The 15906-nt window shown below is 71.4% G+C and carries 14 protein-coding genes; 5 read left to right on the top strand and 9 right to left on the bottom strand.

Annotation, left to right across the window (positions count from 1 at the left end; all coding sequences use genetic code 11):
* Positions 1 to 140: 140 nt before the first annotated feature.
* Complete coding sequence (locus ACWDEN_RS35480; protein ID WP_450862017.1) at positions 141 to 2120, bottom strand: Xaa-Pro dipeptidyl-peptidase; 1980 nt, start codon at positions 2118 to 2120, stop codon at positions 141 to 143.
* Positions 2121 to 2319: 199 nt separating this feature from the next.
* Between ACWDEN_RS35480 and ACWDEN_RS35475 the strand changes: the two genes are divergently transcribed.
* Entirely contained in the window at positions 2320 to 3822 is a 1503-nt protein-coding gene (locus tag ACWDEN_RS35475) for a M1 family metallopeptidase (protein WP_450862015.1), read from the top strand.
* A 267-nt stretch (positions 3823 to 4089) separates the two neighbouring features.
* Here the strand turns inward: ACWDEN_RS35475 and ACWDEN_RS35470 are convergent, their stop codons facing one another.
* Genes ACWDEN_RS35470 through ACWDEN_RS35460 form a run of 3 tightly spaced genes read right to left on the bottom strand, consistent with a single transcriptional unit; the run spans position 4090 to position 7010 of the window.
* Positions 4090 to 5007 carry a PfkB family carbohydrate kinase gene (locus ACWDEN_RS35470; protein WP_351622038.1) on the bottom strand — a complete coding sequence of 306 codons (918 nt, stop codon included), beginning with the start codon at positions 5005 to 5007 and terminating at the stop codon, positions 4090 to 4092.
* Positions 5004 to 5492: a macro domain-containing protein gene (locus tag ACWDEN_RS35465; protein WP_450862013.1), complete on the bottom strand. Its 489-nt coding sequence runs from the start codon at positions 5490 to 5492 to the stop codon at positions 5004 to 5006. Before ACWDEN_RS35465 ends, ACWDEN_RS35470 begins: the two co-directional genes overlap by 4 nt.
* Positions 5493 to 5534: 42 nt before the next feature.
* Positions 5535 to 7010, bottom strand: coding sequence for an amino acid permease (locus tag ACWDEN_RS35460; protein ID WP_351622033.1), 1476 nt, complete (start codon positions 7008 to 7010; stop codon positions 5535 to 5537).
* A gap of 233 nt (positions 7011 to 7243) precedes the next feature.
* Between ACWDEN_RS35460 and ACWDEN_RS35455 the strand changes: the two genes are divergently transcribed.
* Positions 7244 to 7960, top strand: coding sequence for a MerR family transcriptional regulator (locus tag ACWDEN_RS35455; protein ID WP_351622030.1), 717 nt, complete (start codon positions 7244 to 7246; stop codon positions 7958 to 7960).
* Here ACWDEN_RS35455 and ACWDEN_RS35450 read toward each other — a convergent pair.
* Genes ACWDEN_RS35450 through ACWDEN_RS35440 form a run of 3 tightly spaced genes read right to left on the bottom strand, consistent with a single transcriptional unit; the run spans position 7946 to position 12598 of the window.
* Complete coding sequence (locus tag ACWDEN_RS35450) at positions 7946 to 10129, bottom strand: 3-hydroxyacyl-CoA dehydrogenase NAD-binding domain-containing protein (RefSeq protein WP_450862010.1); 2184 nt, start codon at positions 10127 to 10129, stop codon at positions 7946 to 7948. The genes ACWDEN_RS35455 and ACWDEN_RS35450 overlap by 15 nt on opposite strands.
* Before the next feature lie 50 nt (positions 10130 to 10179).
* Positions 10180 to 11394 carry an acetyl-CoA C-acetyltransferase gene (locus ACWDEN_RS35445; protein ID WP_450862008.1) on the bottom strand — a complete coding sequence of 405 codons (1215 nt, stop codon included), beginning with the start codon at positions 11392 to 11394 and terminating at the stop codon, positions 10180 to 10182.
* 43 nt (positions 11395 to 11437) lie between these two features.
* Positions 11438 to 12598 (bottom strand): CaiB/BaiF CoA transferase family protein, encoded by a 1161-nt coding sequence (locus ACWDEN_RS35440; RefSeq protein WP_450862006.1) that lies wholly within the window; start codon positions 12596 to 12598, stop codon positions 11438 to 11440.
* A 370-nt stretch (positions 12599 to 12968) separates the two neighbouring features.
* On the opposite strand from ACWDEN_RS35440, the gene ACWDEN_RS35435 reads away from it, so the two are divergent.
* Both ACWDEN_RS35435 and ACWDEN_RS35430 read left to right on the top strand, forming a co-directional pair.
* A complete protein-coding gene (locus ACWDEN_RS35435; protein WP_450862004.1) occupies positions 12969 to 14168 on the top strand; it encodes a saccharopine dehydrogenase family protein in 1200 nt (399 codons plus the stop codon).
* 115 nt (positions 14169 to 14283) lie between these two features.
* A complete protein-coding gene (locus ACWDEN_RS35430; RefSeq protein ID WP_351603316.1) occupies positions 14284 to 14472 on the top strand; it encodes a hypothetical protein in 189 nt (62 codons plus the stop codon).
* Here ACWDEN_RS35430 and ACWDEN_RS35425 read toward each other — a convergent pair.
* Complete coding sequence (locus ACWDEN_RS35425; RefSeq protein ID WP_450862002.1) at positions 14436 to 15176, bottom strand: endonuclease V; 741 nt, start codon at positions 15174 to 15176, stop codon at positions 14436 to 14438. The genes ACWDEN_RS35430 and ACWDEN_RS35425 overlap by 37 nt on opposite strands.
* A gap of 59 nt (positions 15177 to 15235) precedes the next feature.
* Between ACWDEN_RS35425 and ACWDEN_RS35420 the strand changes: the two genes are divergently transcribed.
* Positions 15236 to 15532 carry a YciI family protein gene (locus ACWDEN_RS35420; RefSeq protein ID WP_351603312.1) on the top strand — a complete coding sequence of 99 codons (297 nt, stop codon included), beginning with the start codon at positions 15236 to 15238 and terminating at the stop codon, positions 15530 to 15532.
* Positions 15533 to 15542: 10 nt separating this feature from the next.
* On the opposite strand, the gene ACWDEN_RS35415 is transcribed toward ACWDEN_RS35420, so the two are convergent.
* The gene (locus ACWDEN_RS35415; protein WP_450862000.1) at positions 15543 to 15881 is read right to left on the bottom strand and encodes a plasmid stabilization protein; all 339 of its coding nucleotides are present in this window, start codon (positions 15879 to 15881) and stop codon (positions 15543 to 15545) included.
* Positions 15882 to 15906 lie beyond the last annotated feature (25 nt).

Below are 15906 nucleotides of genomic sequence, written 5' to 3'. Positions count from 1 at the left end.
ACCCAGCCGCGGGCCGCCGCCCCCGCCCCCCTGCGGCCGGGGGCCCCCGCGGCGATATGCGGCTCCGCCGCGTGGGCGCGACCGGCCACGACGGAGCCGCGGCCGCCGGACGGCCCAAGCCACGCAGTGACCGGGGTCGGTCAGTTCGCCGGAACGTGCTGGGCGGCGTGCGGTGCGCGGACGCCGATCAGCCGTGCCGGGGCGGGGGCCATGGCCGTCGTACCACCGGTGGCCCGGGCGAACGCCGCCGCCCCACCGACCAGCGGGAGCCCGGCCGTCGTACCCGACAGGGACACCGTGAGCGTCGGTTTCGTGGCGGGCGGGTCGATGAGGTCCTTGTCCGTGCCCGCGATGATCAGGGCCAGCCGGTGGCCCGCGGGAACGACGTGGTCGGTCGCGGCGAGGCGGAGAGTCATCGTGTACGCCTTGCCCGGGGTGAGCGGGACGCCCTTGTCGAGCGAGGCGTAGTGGCCGAGGTCGGCCCAGCCGCGGCTGAACACGGTGTAGTCGACCTTGGCCGTCCTGGCCGCCGTCTCCTTGAAACAGGCGCTGTCCCCGGCCGTGCTCTCGCCCCAGCAGGTGCGGTTGGTGAGGGTGGTGATGCCCTCGGCGGCGTCGGCGTAGTCGCGGATGGTGTCCGGGCCGAGGTCGACCAGGACGGCGGACAGGTGGGCCGAGGTGGTGGTCGGTGTCGCGGTCACCGTCACGGTGGACGAGCCGGACAGGCGCAGATCATGGCTGAGCGGCGCGGTGAGGAAGCCGGCCTTCTCCGGGGTCGGCGTGGTGAGGTGCGCCGCCCAGTCGGTCTCGCTCAGCTTCGGGTCGTCGGTGAGGGTCTCGGTGCCGGTGGCCGGGCGCAGGCCGAGCGTGCCGACGCCCGCCTGGGTGCCGGGAGCCGGGTGCAGAACGGTGATGCGGGTGGTCTGCGGGGGCCATACGCGGGAGGTGACCCACTGGTCGGGGTGGCGTTCGATGTCGGCCATCGGCTCGCGGTCGATGCCGTTGTCGTAGCCGAGGAGTTCATGGTCGAACCAGCGGTGCAGGGTGTCCACCCAGGCGCCGCGCCGGTAGTCGAAGGGGTCGACATGGCCGGTCTGGGACAGCCAGATCTTGCGCTCGACGCCGTGCTTCGCCAGCGCGTCCCACCACTGGCCGAAGTGCTTGGTGCGGACGTTGAGGTCCTGCATGCCGTGCACCAGGAACACGCTGGCGCGCACCTTGGCCGCGTCCTGGACGTAGTCCCGCTCGGTCCACAGCGGTGTCCAGTCGCCGCTGCGCGGGCTGCCGTCGGCGAGTTTCTTCTGTACGGCGGCGCAGTGGGCGTGCGCGGCGTCGCTCTCGACGTAACCGGCCAGTTCGCCGGGGCCGCCGTCGTACAGCGGGGCGCCCTGCGCGAAGTAGTAGTCGTACCAGGAGGAGATGCCGCTGATCGGGACGATGGTCTTCAGGCCGTTCACGCCGGTGGCGGCGACGCCGTTGGCGATCGTGGCGTCCCAGCTCTTGCCGATCATGCCGGTGCGGCCGTTGGTCCAGGTCGCTCGGACGGTCTTGGTCCCGGTCCGGCTGGTGTACGCCTTGGCGCGGCCGTTCAGCCAGTCGATGACGGCCTTCGCGGACTGGATGTCGGAGCGGCCGCCGACGTCGACGCAGCCGTCGGAGCGGTTGGTGCCGGCGAGGTCGACGCCGACGAACGCGTAGCCGCGGGGCACGAAGTAGTTGTCGTAGAACAGCGGCATCTGCACGACGTGGCCCTGCGCGTCGTACGTCTTGACCTGGCTCTCGTTGCCGCGTCCGCAGCAGGAGTAGTAGGGGCTGGCGTCCATGATGACGGGCACCTTGCGGCCCTGGCGGGCTGGTTCGGCGGGCCGGACGATGTCGGCGGCGACGCGGTCGGTGTGGCCGTCGCCGTCCCCGTCGAGCCCCGTGTCCACCCAGACGGACTCGCGGACGGCATGGGCGTAGGAGTAGACGGGCCGGCTCTCGCGCGGGGCCCGGCTCGCGCCGGTGGCGGCGTGTGCGGCGGACGGGGTGAGGAAGGCGGCCGTCAGGATGGCGACGACCGCGGTCGCGAGCGCTCTCCAGATCGTGAAGCGCGTGCGGAGGAGGGTGCGTATCGGCATGCACGGACGCTACTCCGGTGAACTCCCGTCGCAGAAGAGGGCTTTGCGGCACTCCGTGGGCACGTGACGGCTGAATGGCGATCGTGTGACAGCGGGGGCCATGGACAGGGCAGGGGCCACAGGGACTGAATAGGCTCCGAACAGTGATCCCTGACGGATTTCCCCAACGGACTTGCAGTCCAGACGACTTGGAGCTGACGTGCACCGCAGAATCATCGCGCCGGGCGCACTCGCGGCGGCCTCCCTCCTGCTGGCGATCCCGGCATCGGCCGCGAGCTTCTCCCCCGGCGCGCCGGGCATCGGCGACCCCTACTACCCCGACTACGGCAACGGCGGCTACGACGTCTCGCACTACGACCTGAGGCTGCAGTACCAGCCGAAGACGGACGCGCTGCAGGGCACGGCGACGATCCTGGCGCGGACCACCCAGGACCTGTCCAGCTTCGACCTGGACTTCCTGCTGGACGTGAGCGAGGTACGGGTCAACGGAGCGAAGGCCGCCTTCACCACCTCGGGGCAGCACGAGCTGGTGATCACGCCGAAGACGCCGCTGGCCAAGGGCACGCCGATCACGGTGGTGGTCCGCTACAGCGGGGTGCCGTCGACGAAGAGCGCCTACGGCTTCAACACCTGGCACCGCACGCCCGACGGCGCCGTCGCGGCCGACGAGCCCGAGGCCGCCTGGTGGTGGTTCCCGAGCAACGACCACCCGAGCGACAAGGCCACCTACGACGTGTCGGTGGCCGTGCCGGACGGCACCCAGGTCCTCTCCAACGGCACCCTCCAGTCGACCAGTTCGAAACTGGGCTGGACCCGCTACAACTGGCGGCAGAACAAGCCGCAGGCGACTTATCTGGCCACCCTCGCCATCGGCAAGTTCGACATCACGACCAGCACCTCCGACGGCGGAGTGCCGGTCATCAACGCCTACAGCCAGGACCTCGGCGACAACGACGGGGCCGCACGGGCGAGCGTGGAGCGCACCGGGGAGATCGTCGACTGGCTCAGCGGCTATTTCGGGCCGTATCCGTTCAGCACGGCCGGCGGATACGTGCCGAACACCACCACCGGGTACGCGCTGGAGACCCAGACCCGCGTCTACTACAGCCCGAAGCAGTTCGCGAACGGCTCCAACACCTCCGTGGTCGTGCACGAGCTGGCCCACCAGTGGTACGGCGACGACGTGTCGCTGAAGGGCTGGAAGGACATCTGGATCAACGAGGGATTCGCCCGGTACGCGCAGTGGCTGTGGTCGGAGCACGAGGGCGAGGGCACCACGCAGGAACTCGCCGACTATGTGTACGCCTCCCATCCGGCCACCGACGCGTTCTGGACGGTCAAGCCCGGCGACCCCGGCCCGGACGACCAGTTCGACATCGCCGTGTACGACCGTGGAGCGCTCGCCATCCAGGCGCTGCGCGACGCGATCGGTGACGACGCGTTCTTCCGCATCCTCAAGGGCTGGCCGCAGGAGCACGCGTACGGCAACGCCTCGGTGGCCGACTTCCAGAAGTACGCCGAGCAGGTGTCCGGCAAGCCCCTCGCGGCACTGTTCGACACCTGGCTGTTCCAGCCGTCGAAACCGGCCGCGCCGGCGGCAGGCGGCGCCTCCCCGGCGAAGGCGGGCACGGCGGTGGCCCAGCCGAAGTCGTGGAAGAAGATCGAGGCGACGAACGACATCCACGACACGCGCGGGCACTGACCCGGACCGGGCCGGTGCCGCCTCGGCTCTGCCGTCGGGCCGGCGCACGGCGCAGGGGCTCGGTTCCGCCGCCGGGCTGGTGCAGGGTCCCGATTCCGCCGTCCGGCGGGCACAGGGGCTCGGCTCTGACATCCGGGTGGCGCAGTGAACTGACACTGACCCGCTGTGCGGCCGGTTCGGGGGCTGGGCCCTGGCACTCCGGCCGATGCCGGAGCCCGGCCCTGCTGTCCGGCTGCTGCAGGCGCCCGGCCCTGTTGTCCGGTCGGTTCAGGGTCTCGGTTCCGCCGCCCGTTTGAGCAGTTCGGCCCGGTCCATCGACTCCGCTCGGGAGGCCGGGACCGTGCAGGCGTACGCACCCGCGACCGCGCCGTAGCGGGCGCAGGTCTCGGGCGGCTCGCCGGCGAGGCGGCCGTAGAGGAACGCGGCGGCGAAGGCGTCGCCCGCGCCGTTGGAGTCCACCACCGGCGCGGGCGGCGACTCCGCGGGCACGCGGATCAGCTCGCCGTCGGCCAGCAGAAGGGAGCCCTCCGCTCCGGCGGTGGCGACGACCACGACGGCCCTCCCCCGCTCGGCGATGCGCCGCATCGTCCGCTCGGGGTCGGTCAGCGCGGCGGCCGACAGGAAGACGACGTCCGCCGTGTGAGCGAAGGGCTCGTGGTACGGGTTCTCCCCGTCCCAGTCGTGCAGGTCCGTGGACAGGGGCACGCCCGTCGCGGTCAGCACCGGCAGCGCCTCGGCGCAGGGCTGGGTGATGGTCACGTGCACATGGCGGCTCGCCCCGGCCAGCGTGTGCAGCAGCTCCGGCGGGAAGCGGTCGCCGGGGCGGGCTCGGCTGGTGTCGTACAGGGACAGGCGGCGGCCGTCCGGGCCGACGAGATTCACGGCCCGTCTGGTGCCGGCGGGCTGCGGCAGCGCGGTCAGTCCGATGCCGTGCTCGCGGTGCAGGGCGCGCACGAGGTCGCCCTCGGGGTCGTCGCCGAGCAGGTCGAGGTGGTGGGTGCGCAGGCCGAGTGCGGCGAGGCCCAGCGCGACGAAGTCGCCGGTCTGCCCGGCGCGGGTGCGGATCCCGGAGTCGATCATGTAGCTGTCGGCGTACGGAAGGGGCAGCTCGGGGACGTGGATGATCGTGTCCACGCCGGCCCCGCCCAGCACCAGGACGTCCGTCGCAGGAGTGTGTGAGCTCATCCGCCGCCCTCTCCATGGTCGTACACCGTGACCGCGATGCCGCGTTTCACCAGCCGCTCGGTGATGAGCGGCTCTATGCGGGACCAGGTGCCGCCCGCCAGGCCGCAGCCTATGCGTGGCATGTGCACGGACGCGCCCAGTTCGGTCACTTCGCCGGCGAGCCGGTCGAGGGCGGTGTCGATCGCCTCGTAGCGGACGGGGACGCCCTTGCTGCCCCTCCTGATGCCGCGCTGGCCGATCATGTTGGCCACCCACACATAAGGCTCGACCCGGACCAGCTGGACCGCGCCCAGCCCGAAGTCGCTGTGTGCGCGGTCCCGGTGCCAGGCGCGGTACGCGGCCTCCGGCTCCGGCCAGCGTCGCGAGAGTGCGAGCACGAAGCCCTTCCCCCAGCCGCCGATGTCGTTGCAGACATGGGCGATCACCTTGACGCCCTTGACCGACGGCACGGTGGCGTCACCCCGGACATACGTGATCTCCGACATGACGCCACCGTAGGCGATGCCACTGACAGTGGCGCTGAGCTGCTACTTTGTGAGCTCGGAGAGCTCCCGGTCGGTGTTCTTCGACACCCGGCGGCGTACGCCGAACCAGCCGGCGACCAGCATGACGGCGATCACCGGAATCAGCAGGATGGTCTTCCGGCCGACGTCGGGGTCGTTCCACATCATGCCGAGGCAGATCAGCAGGAACACGATCGTCGCGATCTCGGTGACCGGGCTGAACTTCAACTGGAAGTGCGGGCGGGTCGCGAGGCCGGCGCGGGCGCGGCGGACGAAGATCATGTGGCAGAGCATGATGATCACCCAGGTGCTGATGATGCCGAGGGAGGCGACGTTCAGCACGATCTCGAAGGCCTGGCTGGGCATCAGGTAGTTCAGGCCGACGCCCAGCACGCAGACCGCGCAGGTCAGCAGGATGCCGCCGTAGGGGACCTGGCGGCGGTTCATGCGGGCGGTGAACTTCGGGGCGGAGCCCGCCATGGCCATGGAGCGCAGGATGCGGCCGGTGGAGTACAGGCCGGAGTTCAGCGAGGACATGGCGGCGGTCAGGACGACCAGGTTCATCACGTCACCGGCCGCCGGAACGCCGATCTTCGACAGGACGGTGACGAACGGGCTCTCGCCGGCGGAGTACACCGAGCCGGGCAGCAGCAGAGCGAGCAGCACGACCGAACCGACGTAGAACAGGCCCACACGCCACATGATCGAGTTCACGGCGCGGGGGACGACCTTCTCCGGCTCGGCGGTCTCGCCGGCGGCGACACCGACCAGTTCCAGGGCGGCGTAGGCGAAGATCACGCCCTGCATGACCAGGACGACCGGCATCGCGCCGTGCGGGAAGAGTCCGCCGTGGTCGGTGATGACGCTCAGGCCGGGGGTGTGCCCGCCGACCTTGTGCTGGGTGGCGAGCAGGAAAATGCTGATCAGCATGAAGCCGACGATGGTGGCGACCTTGATGATCGCGAACCAGAACTCCATCTCGCCGAAGATCTTCACCGAGATCAGGTTCACGGCCAGGACCACCGCGAGGGCGATCAGGGCGAGCACCCACTGGGGAATGCTGGTGAACATGCTCCAGTAGTGCGTGTAGAGCGCGATCGCGGTGATGTCGGCGATGCCGGTGGTCGACCAGTTCAGGAAGTACATCCAGCCGGCGACGTAGGCGCCCTTCTCGCCGAGGAACTCACGCGCGTAGGACACGAAGGACCCGGAGGACGGCCGGTACAGGACCAGCTCGCCCAGGGCCCGGACGACGAAGAAGGCGAAGACGCCGCAGACCAGGTAGGCCAGGGCGAGTGCCGGGCCCGCGTTGTGCAGGCGGCCGCCGGCGCCCAGGAGGAGTCCGGTGCCGATGGCGCCGCCGATGGCGATCATGTTGACGTGGCGGGCCTTGAGGTCCTTGCTGTAACCGGCGTCGCCCGCGTCCGCGGGCGTCTGGGCCGCATGGGCCGCATGGGTACGGGCGGCGGCCGGTGCCGATTCCACGGCGTCCTTGCTCACGGGTGGTTCACTTCCTGGTGCGCCCGGACCTCGTGGGCCGGGGGACGTGCAGGGCTTGGTCCGCACCACCCTGTTGAGTCGCGGCACAGACCAAGCCAGCAGCTTCCCAGAAAGAATCACCTCTACGCGGTGGCCCATGTCACACAGCGTTACTTCTCACATGATCAACCCATGGTTCACCTGCCGTTCACCCGAGGTTTCACACCATTGGTGAGACAGCGATACTGCTGCACATGACGACCGATGCCGGGGACACGCCCCTCACCATCGACGAGCTGGCCGCCCGCGCGGGCGTCACGGTGCGTACCGTCCGCTTCTACGGCAGCAAGGGTCTGTTGCCGCCGCCGGTGATCGGCCCGCGCCGGGTGGGGCACTACGGGCCGCAGCACCTGGCCCGGCTGGCCCTGATCGAGGAGTTGCAGCAGCAGGGCATGACCCTGTCGGCGATCGAGCGCTACCTCCGGCAGCTGCCCGCCGACCTCTCCCCGCACGACCTGGCCATCCACCGTGCGGTGGTCGCGTCCTGGGCGCCGGACGCGGTCGACACGGTGTCGCGGGAGGAGCTGGAGCGGCGGGCCGGACGGCCGCTCACCGCCGAGGACGTGGAGCGGCTGGCGGCGATGAACGTCGTCATGGCGGCGGAGGGCGCGGAGGGTGACGTCTTCCGGGTGGACTCCGGGCTGCTGCGGCTCGGGGTGCAGCTGCTCGACGTACCGCTGTCGCAGGAGGTGATCCTCGCGGCGCGCAAGGTGCTCATCGAGCACTCGCGCGCCGCGGCCCATGAACTCTCCCAGCTTTTCCGCGGCGAGGTGGCCGAGCGTGACGCCCGGGACGTGAAGTCCCTGTCGGCGCACATGCACCCTCTGGTGGTGCAGGCGCTGCTGACGACGTTCCAGCGCTCGCTGCGGGAAGAGCTGAGCGAGTGGGTCACCGGGTCAGGAACGGACTGAGTCGCTGAACGGCTCCCCCTGCTCGGCCTTCTCCACGAGCAGCGCGGGCGGGGTGAAACGCTCGCCGTAACGCTCTGCCAGCTCACGCGCGCGTGCCACGAATCCGGGCAGGCCCCCTTCGTAGCCGTTGATGTACTGGAGCACACCGCCGGTCCAGCCCGGGAAGCCGATGCCGAAGATCGAGCCGATGTTGGCGTCGGCGACCGAGGTCAGGACGCCCTCCTCCAGGAGGCGTACGGTGTCCAGCGCCTCGGAGAAGAGCATCCGCTCCTGCATGTCCCGGAACGGGATCTCGTACCCGGACTTGCCGAAGTGCTCGCGCAGACCCGGCCAGAGTCCGGCCCGCTTGCCGTCCTCGGTGTAGTCGTAGAAGCCGGCGCCGCCGCTGCGTCCGGTGCGGCCGAACTCGTCGACCATGCGGTCGATGACCGCCTCGGCCGGGTGCGCGGTCCAGGTGCCGCCCGCCTCCTCCACGGCCCGCCTGGTCTCGTTGCGGATCTTGCGCGGGAGGGTGAGGGTCAGCTCGTCCATGAGGGAGAGCACCTTGGCCGGGTAGCCGGCCTGGGCGGCGGCCTGCTCCACGGAGGCGGGCTCGATGCCCTCGCCGACCATGGCGACGCCCTCGTTGATGAAGTGGCCGATCACGCGGGAGGTGAAGAAGCCGCGCGAGTCGTTCACCACGATCGGCGTCTTGTTGATCTGCCGGACCAGGTCGAAGGCCCGGGCCAGGGCCTCGTCGCCGGTGCGCTCGCCCTTGATGATCTCCACCAGCGGCATCTTGTCGACCGGGGAGAAGAAGTGCAGCCCGATGAAGTCGGCCTGGCGCTCCACGCCCTCGGCGAGCGTGGTGATGGGCAGGGTGGAGGTGTTGGAGCACAGCAGCGCGTCGGGCGCGACCATGGACTCGATCTCCTGGAACACCTTGTGCTTGAGCGCGGTGTCCTCGAAGACGGCCTCGATCACGGCGTCGCAGCCCGCGAGGTCGGCGGCCTCGGCGGTGGGCGTGATCAGGGCGAGCAGCGCGTCCGCCTTCTCCTGGCTGGTACGGCCCTTGGCGACGGCCTTGGCGCACAGCTTCTCGGAGTAGGCCTTGCCCTTGGCCGCCGCCTCCAGGGAGACGTCCTTCAGGACGACGTCGATGCCGGCGCGGGCACAGGAGTAGGCGATGCCGGCGCCCATCATGCCGGCGCCGAGGACGGCGACCTTGCGGACCTTGCGGGCCTCGATGCCCTTCGGGCGGTTGGCGCCGGAGTTGACCGCCTGGAGGTCGAAGAAGAACGCCTGGATCATGTTCTTGGCGGTCTGCCCGGTGACCAGCTCGGTGAAGTAGCGGGTCTCGATGGTGATCGCGGTCTCGAAGTCGACCTGGGACCCCTCGACGGCGGCGGCCATGATGTTGCGCGGCGCCGGGTAGGGGGCGCCGTTCGTCTGCTTGCGCAGACTGGCCGGGAACGCGGGCAGGTTCGCGGCGAACTTCGGGTTGGCGGGGGTGCCACCCGGGATCTTGTAGCCGGGGACGTCCCAGGGCTGGCGCGACTCGGGGTGGGCGTCGATGAAGGCGCGGGCCTTGGCCAGCATCTCCTCCTCGGTGGCGGCCACCTCGTGGACCAGGCCGTTCTCCAGGGCGCGGCGGGGGTTGTACTGGGTGCCCTGCAGCAGCACCTTCAGCAGCGCGTCGGTGATGCCCATCAGGCGCACCGTGCGGGTGACGCCGCCGCCCGCGGGCAGCAGGCCGAGCGTGACCTCGGGCAGGCCGATCTTGGAGCCGGGGGCGTCCAGGGCGATGCGGTGGTGGGAGGCGAGCGCGATCTCGTAACCGCCGCCCAGGGCCGCGCCGTTGACGGCGGCGACGACCGGCTTGCCGAGGGTCTCGATGCGACGCAGCGCGTTCTTGATCTCGGTGGCGGTGTCGAAGACCTGCTGGGCGTCCTCGGGACCGGCCTTGATCATGTCCTTGAGGTCGCCGCCCGCGAAGAAGGTCTTCTTGGCGGAGGTGTAGATGATGCCGCGGATGGAGTCCTTCTCGGCCTCGGCACGCGCGGCGATCGCCGTGATGGAGGCGCGGAACGCCTGGTTCATGGTGTTCGCGGACTGGTTGGGGTCGTCCAGGACGAGGGTGACGACACCGGTGTCGTCCTGCTCCCAGCGGATGGTGGTGCTCTCGGTCATGACAGTCGTCTCCGTTGAGGTCTCGGAAGTCTCGTGATTCCGCGGGGAGTTCAGATGCGCTCGACGATGGTGGCGATGCCCATGCCGCCGCCGACGCACAGGGTGGCGAGGCCGTAGCGCTTGTCCTGGCGCTCCAGCTCGTCGATGAGCGAGCCGAGGATCATCGCGCCGGTCGCGCCGAGCGGGTGGCCGAGGGCGATGGCGCCGCCGTTGACGTTGACCTTGTCCAGGGACAGGCCCATGTCCTTGACGAAGCGCAGCACGACCGCGGCGAACGCCTCGTTGATCTCGACCAGGTCGATGTCGTCGATGGTGAGGCCGGCCTTGGCCAGGGCCTTGCGGGTGGCGGGGGCGGGTCCGGTGAGCATGATGGTGGGCTCGGAGCCGGACACGGCGGCGGAGACGATCCGCGCGCGCGGGGTGAGGCCGTAGCGCTCGCCGACCTCCTTGGAGCCGATCGCGACGAGCGAGGCGCCGTCCACGATGCCGGAGGAGTTGCCCGCGTGGTGGACGTGGTCGATCTTCTCCACCCAGTGGTACTTCTGCAGGGCGACGGCGTCGAAGCCGCCCAGTTCGCCGATGTCCGCGAAGGACGGCTTGAGCCTGGCGAGGGAGTCGGCGGTGGTGCCGGGACGCAGATGCTCGTCGTGGTCGAGGACGACCAGGCCGCTGCGGTCCTTGACGGGGACGACGGAGCGGTCGAAGCGGCCCTCCTTCCAGGCCGTGGCGGCACGCTCCTGGGACAGGGCCGCGTACTCGTCGACGTCGCGGCGGGAGAAGCCCTCGATGGTGGCGATCAGGTCGGCGCCGATGCCCTGTGGCACGAAGTTGACGGCGAGGTTGGTCATCGGGTCGTTGAACCAGGCGCCGCCGTCGGAGGCCATCGGCACCCGGGACATGGACTCCACACCGCCCGCGAGAACCAGGTCCTCCCAGCCGGAACGGACCTTGGCGGCGGCCAGGTTGACGGCCTCCAGGCCCGAGGCACAGAAGCGGTTCTCCTGCAGGCCGGCGACCGTGTCCGGCAGTCCGGCGGCGATCGCGGCGATCCGGGCGATGTCGGAACCCTGGTCGCCGACCGGTCCGACGACACCGAGCACGATGTCGTCGACCGCGGCCGGGTCGAGGCCGGGGAAGCGGTCGCGGATCTCGTGGATGAGGCCGACGACCAGGTCGATGGGCTTCGTGCCGTGCAGGGCGCCGTTCGCCTTGCCGCGGCCGCGCGGGGTGCGGATCGCGTCGTACACGTACGCTTCGGTGCTCACTGGTGTGCCTTTCGGGAGGGTGGGCCGAGCGGGGTGGGCCGGGTCATTCGGCGTCGGTGACCGGGGCGTCGTTCAGGGGTGCGGGTATCCCCCAGTCCCGCGCCACCGCCTCCGTGTCGGCGCCCGGCAGGGCGGGGCCGGTACGGACGGACGTCGGGGTGGCGGAGAAGCGGGGGGCGGGGGCCGGCTGGGTGATGCCGGCGTGGTCGGTGAAGGTGCCGCGGGCGGCCAGGTGCGGGTGGTGCGGGGCCTCGCGCAGGGACAGCACGGGGGCCACACAGGCGTCGGTTCCCTCGAAGAGTGCCGTCCACTCGTCCCGGGTGCGGGATTTGAAGCGGGCGGCGACGCGCTCGCGCAGCTCGCCCCAGCGGGTGAGGTCCTTGTGGGCCGGTGCCAGGTCGTCCAGGCCGAGCAGCCGCAGGAACTCCGCGTAGAACTGCCCCTCCAGGGCGCCGACCGCCATGTACTTGCCGTCGGCCGTCTCATAGGTGCCGTAGTAGGGGCAGCCGCCGTCGAGGAGGTTGGCGGCGCGCCGGTCCTGCCAGCCTCCGGCCGCGAGCATGCCGTGGATCATCGCCGAGAGGTGGGCCGTGCCGTCCACGATGGCGGCGTCGACGACCTGTCCGGTGCCGGTCACGCGCGCGTGGTGCAGCGCGGCGAGGACGCCGACGACCAGGTAGAGGGAGCCGCCCGCGTAGTCGCCGAGCAGGTTGGCGGGAAAGACCGGGGGCTCGTCCGGGCGGCCGGTCATGCCGAGGGTGCCGGTCAGCGCGATGTAGGCCACGTCGTGGCCCGCGCGGTCGGCGAGCGGGCCGTCCTGCCCCCAGCCCGTCATGCGGCCGTAGACCAGCCGGGGGTTCCGGGCGTGGCAGTCCTCGGGGCCGACGCCGAGGCGCTCGGCGACGCCCGGGCGGTAGCCCTCGATGAGGATGTCGGCCCGCTCGGCGAGGTCCAGTACGCGCGCGGGGCCGTCCGGTGCCTTCAGGTCGACCACGGTCGACCGCTTGTTGCGGTTGGTGACGTCGTACGCGGGGTCGATGCCGAGGCGGGGGCCGCCCGGCCGGTCCACCCGGACCACGTCCGCGCCCAGGTCCGCGAGGAGCATGGCCGCGAACGGGCCCGGCCCGATGCCGGCCAGCTCGAGCACGCGCACGCCGGAGAGCGGCCCGCCGCCCGGCGCCGCCGGCGTCCCTGCCGTCGTCATGCGTCCAGCCCCCAAAGCGTGTGTGACACAACTGATGTAACACCGGTGATGCTAAGAACGCGTTCCACCGGACACAAGACCTAACGAGCAAGCGCTTAGTCAAGTGCCCGGCTGCTCGCCGATCACCCGGGAGAGTGAGAGGCGGCTGCGCCGGAGTCCGTGGCCACGGCCTGGCACCCGGAGCCCGGCGGTGAGGCGCAGCGGGGTGATCGCCGCCGTCCGCGCCGAGGTACTCGCACACTTTCTCCGGCTTTATCAGGGCGTTCCTGGCTGCGGCCACCGCTGTCTCCGGGCTGGTCGTCGTCGCTCACTTCCCTCACGCTAGCCTCGGCCACCGACAGCGGCGCGGGCTGCGGGACCAAGGGGTGTCATGAGCAGGCTGAACAGGACGGATCGTCCCTACGACCTCGTGCTCTTCGGAGCCACCGGCTTCGTCGGCACCCTCACGGCGGAGTATCTCGCCGCCCACGCGCCGAAGGACCTGCGCTGGGCCGTGGCCGGTCGCGACGAGGGCAAGCTGGAACGCCTGCGCGGGCGTCTGCCCGGCGGGGCGGACGTCGGGGTCCTGCGGGCCGACGTGGCCGAGCCCGCGACCCTGCGCGGCCTCGCCGAGCACGCGCGCGTGGTCGCCACGAGCGTCGGGCCGTACGTGCTCTACGGCGAGGAACTGGTCGCGGCATGCGCGGACGCCGGAACCGACTACCTGGACCTGACCGGCGAGCCGGAGTTCGTGGACCTGATGTACGTCCGGCACGACACACGCGCGCGGGAGACGGGCGCACGCCTGGTGCACGCGTGCGGATTCGACTCCGTACCCCACGACCTGGGCGTGTACTTCACCGTCCGGCAGCTGCCGGAGGGCGTTCCGCTGACCGTGGACGGATATGTGACCGCCGACGCGGCCTTCTCCGGCGGCACCCTGGCCTCGGCGCTGAACCAGTTCGCCCGCGGCCGGCAGCTGCTGGCCGCGGCGCGCGAACGCGGCCGGCACGAGCCGCGGCTGATGGGGCGCCGGGTCGCGGCGCCGACGGGCGCGCCCCGGTTCGCCAAGGAGGTCGGCGCGTGGGCACTGCCGCTGCCGACCGTCGACCCGCAGATCGTGCGCCGCTCGGCGAAGGCGCTCGACCGGTACGGCCCCGACTTCCGCTACCGGCACTACGCGGCGGTGCGGCACCTGCCGGTCGCCCTCGGCGGGGTCGCCGCCGTCGGCGCGGCGCTGGCCGCCGTCCAACTGCCGCCCGCGCGGCGCTGGTTGTCGGGCCGGCTGCAGCCGGGGGACGGTCCGAGCGCGGAGCGGCGGGCGCGGAGCCGGTTCGCGGTGCGCTTCGTCGGCGAGGGCGGCGGGCGGCGCGTGTTCACGGAGGTCTCGGGCGGCGACCCCGGCTACGACGAGACGGCGAAGATGTTCGCCGAGGCGGCCCTCAGCCTGGCCTTCGACGACCTCCCGCCGACGGCCGGGCAGGTCACCACGGCGCAGGCGATGGGTCACGCCCTGACCGAGCGGCTGCGCGCCGCCGGGATCACCTTCCGGGTCGCGGCCACCGGTCCGGGCGCCCCCTCCCCCGTTTGAGACTTTTGCAGCCGACTTCCCCGGCCTCCTGCGGCCGTCGCCGCGAAAGTCTCACAGGACGGTTCAATGAAACGATGGAGGCATGGGCCGCAGGGCCGAAGGAGGCGGGAGAGACATGAAGTTCGTGCTCGAAGTGACCGTGGACGAGGCCGCGCCGGCGCGGGACCGCGCCGGTGAGCTGGGGCGCATCCTGCGCTACTGGGGCGGGAACCTCCACCACTACGCCCTCGAACCCGGAGACGGCTCTGCCGTCTACGACTCGGCGTATCAGGAGGTGGGCGCCTGGCGCGTCGTCGCCTCCTGAGCGTCGCCTCCGGCGCTCTGCGCCGCCTCCCGCAGCGCACGGCGGCACAGGGCGTCCGCCCGGCGCGTGGTCTCCGGCAGCCGGTAGCGCGGGGTCAGGGCCAGCGTGTGGGCCACGGCGTTGTCCAGGCTCACCCGGTGGCCGACGGAGACGAAGACCGGTTTGACGCCCTCCCGGGTGCGCAGCGCGCGCCCGACCTCCTCGTCCCCGGCGAGCAGCGGAGCCACAGCGCCCCGCGCCGGGTCCGGATCGTCGTACGTGAAGGTGAACGGGTTCTTGGCGACGCCGATGACCGGCAGGCCGGTGAGCACGCCGAGGTGGCTCGCGAGGCCGAAGCGCCGCGGATGGGCCAGGCCGTAGCCGTCGCACACGACCAGGCCGGGCGGGCACGGCAGCCGGTCGAGGGCGGCCCGGACGGTCGGGATCTCGCGGAAGGCGAGGAGGCCGGGCACATACGGGAAGGAGACCCGGCCGACGGCCGTCGCCTCGGCCACCACGTCCAGGGTGGCGGCATCCAGCACGACGGCCGCCGCGGCGACGAGGTCGAGCTCGTCGTCGTAGGCGACGTCGACCCCGGTGACCCGGCCCGTGCCGGGCTCGGGTCCGCGCTCGTCGAGCACCACCCGCCCGCGCAGCTCGTCCTGCACCGCGCGGGCCTCTTCCTCGGTCGCGGGCCAGCCCGCGGGTACGCCAACGGTCGTCATGTGACCTGAACTGTACGGTCCCGGGGCCCGTTGCCGGAGCCGGGGGTACGCTCGCGATCATGTTCGTACTGGAGCTGACCTACACCGCACCTCTCGACGCCGTGGACGCGCTGCTGCCGGACCATGTGGCGTGGCTCGAGGAACAGTACGAGAAGGGCTTCTTCCTGGCCTCCGGGCGCAAGGACCCCCGCGACGGCGGGGTGATCCTCGCCGTCGCCGAGGACCGCGCCCGCATCGAGGAGCTCGTGGCGGGCGACCCGTTCGCCGTCGGTGGCGTGTGCACGTATCGCATCACGGAGTTCATCGCCACCAAGACCGCCCCGGAGCTGGCCCGCCACCGGCAGACACTGGGCTGACTGCCGCCGGTCATCCCTTCTTGGCGTTCAGCGCGCGCTGCAGCTGGTCCTTGTTCATGTGCGAACGGCCCTCGATGCCGCGCTGCTTCGCCTCGTTGTACAGCTGGTCGCGGGTCGGGCCCTGGGAGCCGGCCCGGTTGCCCGACCGCTGACCGCCACGCCTGCTGGACGACATGTCCTGCGTCGAGCTGCGGCTCGCAGTCCTGGACTCGCCGGAGCGGGCGCGTTCCTTGTTCACGGTCCGCGCGGCGATCTCCTTGGCGCGCCCGGTGCTCTCGCCCCGGTCCTGCGCGCTCTTCTTGATGTGCTCGTACTGACGTTCGCGCTTGGAGCTGGAACCGGCGGGCATGATGGCTCCCTTCGTCGCGGTTCCC

The organism is Streptomyces sp. NPDC001153, from assembly GCF_053598315.1.
This window is presented reverse-complemented; position numbering and strand designations above follow the sequence as displayed.

Coding starts and splice junctions, on each gene's coding strand:
- ACWDEN_RS35480 (WP_450862017.1), bottom strand. CDS start 2,120: ATGCCGATACGCACCCTCCTCCGCACGCGCTTCACGATCTGGAGAGCG.
- ACWDEN_RS35470 (WP_351622038.1), bottom strand. CDS start 5,007: ATGAGCTCACACACTCCTGCGACGGACGTCCTGGTGCTGGGCGGGGCC.
- ACWDEN_RS35465 (WP_450862013.1), bottom strand. CDS start 5,492: ATGTCGGAGATCACGTATGTCCGGGGTGACGCCACCGTGCCGTCGGTC.
- ACWDEN_RS35455 (WP_351622030.1), top strand. CDS start 7,244: ATGACGACCGATGCCGGGGACACGCCCCTCACCATCGACGAGCTGGCC.
- ACWDEN_RS35450 (WP_450862010.1), bottom strand. CDS start 10,129: ATGACCGAGAGCACCACCATCCGCTGGGAGCAGGACGACACCGGTGTC.
- ACWDEN_RS35440 (WP_450862006.1), bottom strand. CDS start 12,598: ATGACGACGGCAGGGACGCCGGCGGCGCCGGGCGGCGGGCCGCTCTCC.
- ACWDEN_RS35435 (WP_450862004.1), top strand. CDS start 12,969: ATGAGCAGGCTGAACAGGACGGATCGTCCCTACGACCTCGTGCTCTTC.
- ACWDEN_RS35430 (WP_351603316.1), top strand. CDS start 14,284: ATGAAGTTCGTGCTCGAAGTGACCGTGGACGAGGCCGCGCCGGCGCGG.
- ACWDEN_RS35425 (WP_450862002.1), bottom strand. CDS start 15,176: ATGACGACCGTTGGCGTACCCGCGGGCTGGCCCGCGACCGAGGAAGAG.
- ACWDEN_RS35420 (WP_351603312.1), top strand. CDS start 15,236: ATGTTCGTACTGGAGCTGACCTACACCGCACCTCTCGACGCCGTGGAC.
- ACWDEN_RS35415 (WP_450862000.1), bottom strand. CDS start 15,881: ATGCCCGCCGGTTCCAGCTCCAAGCGCGAACGTCAGTACGAGCACATC.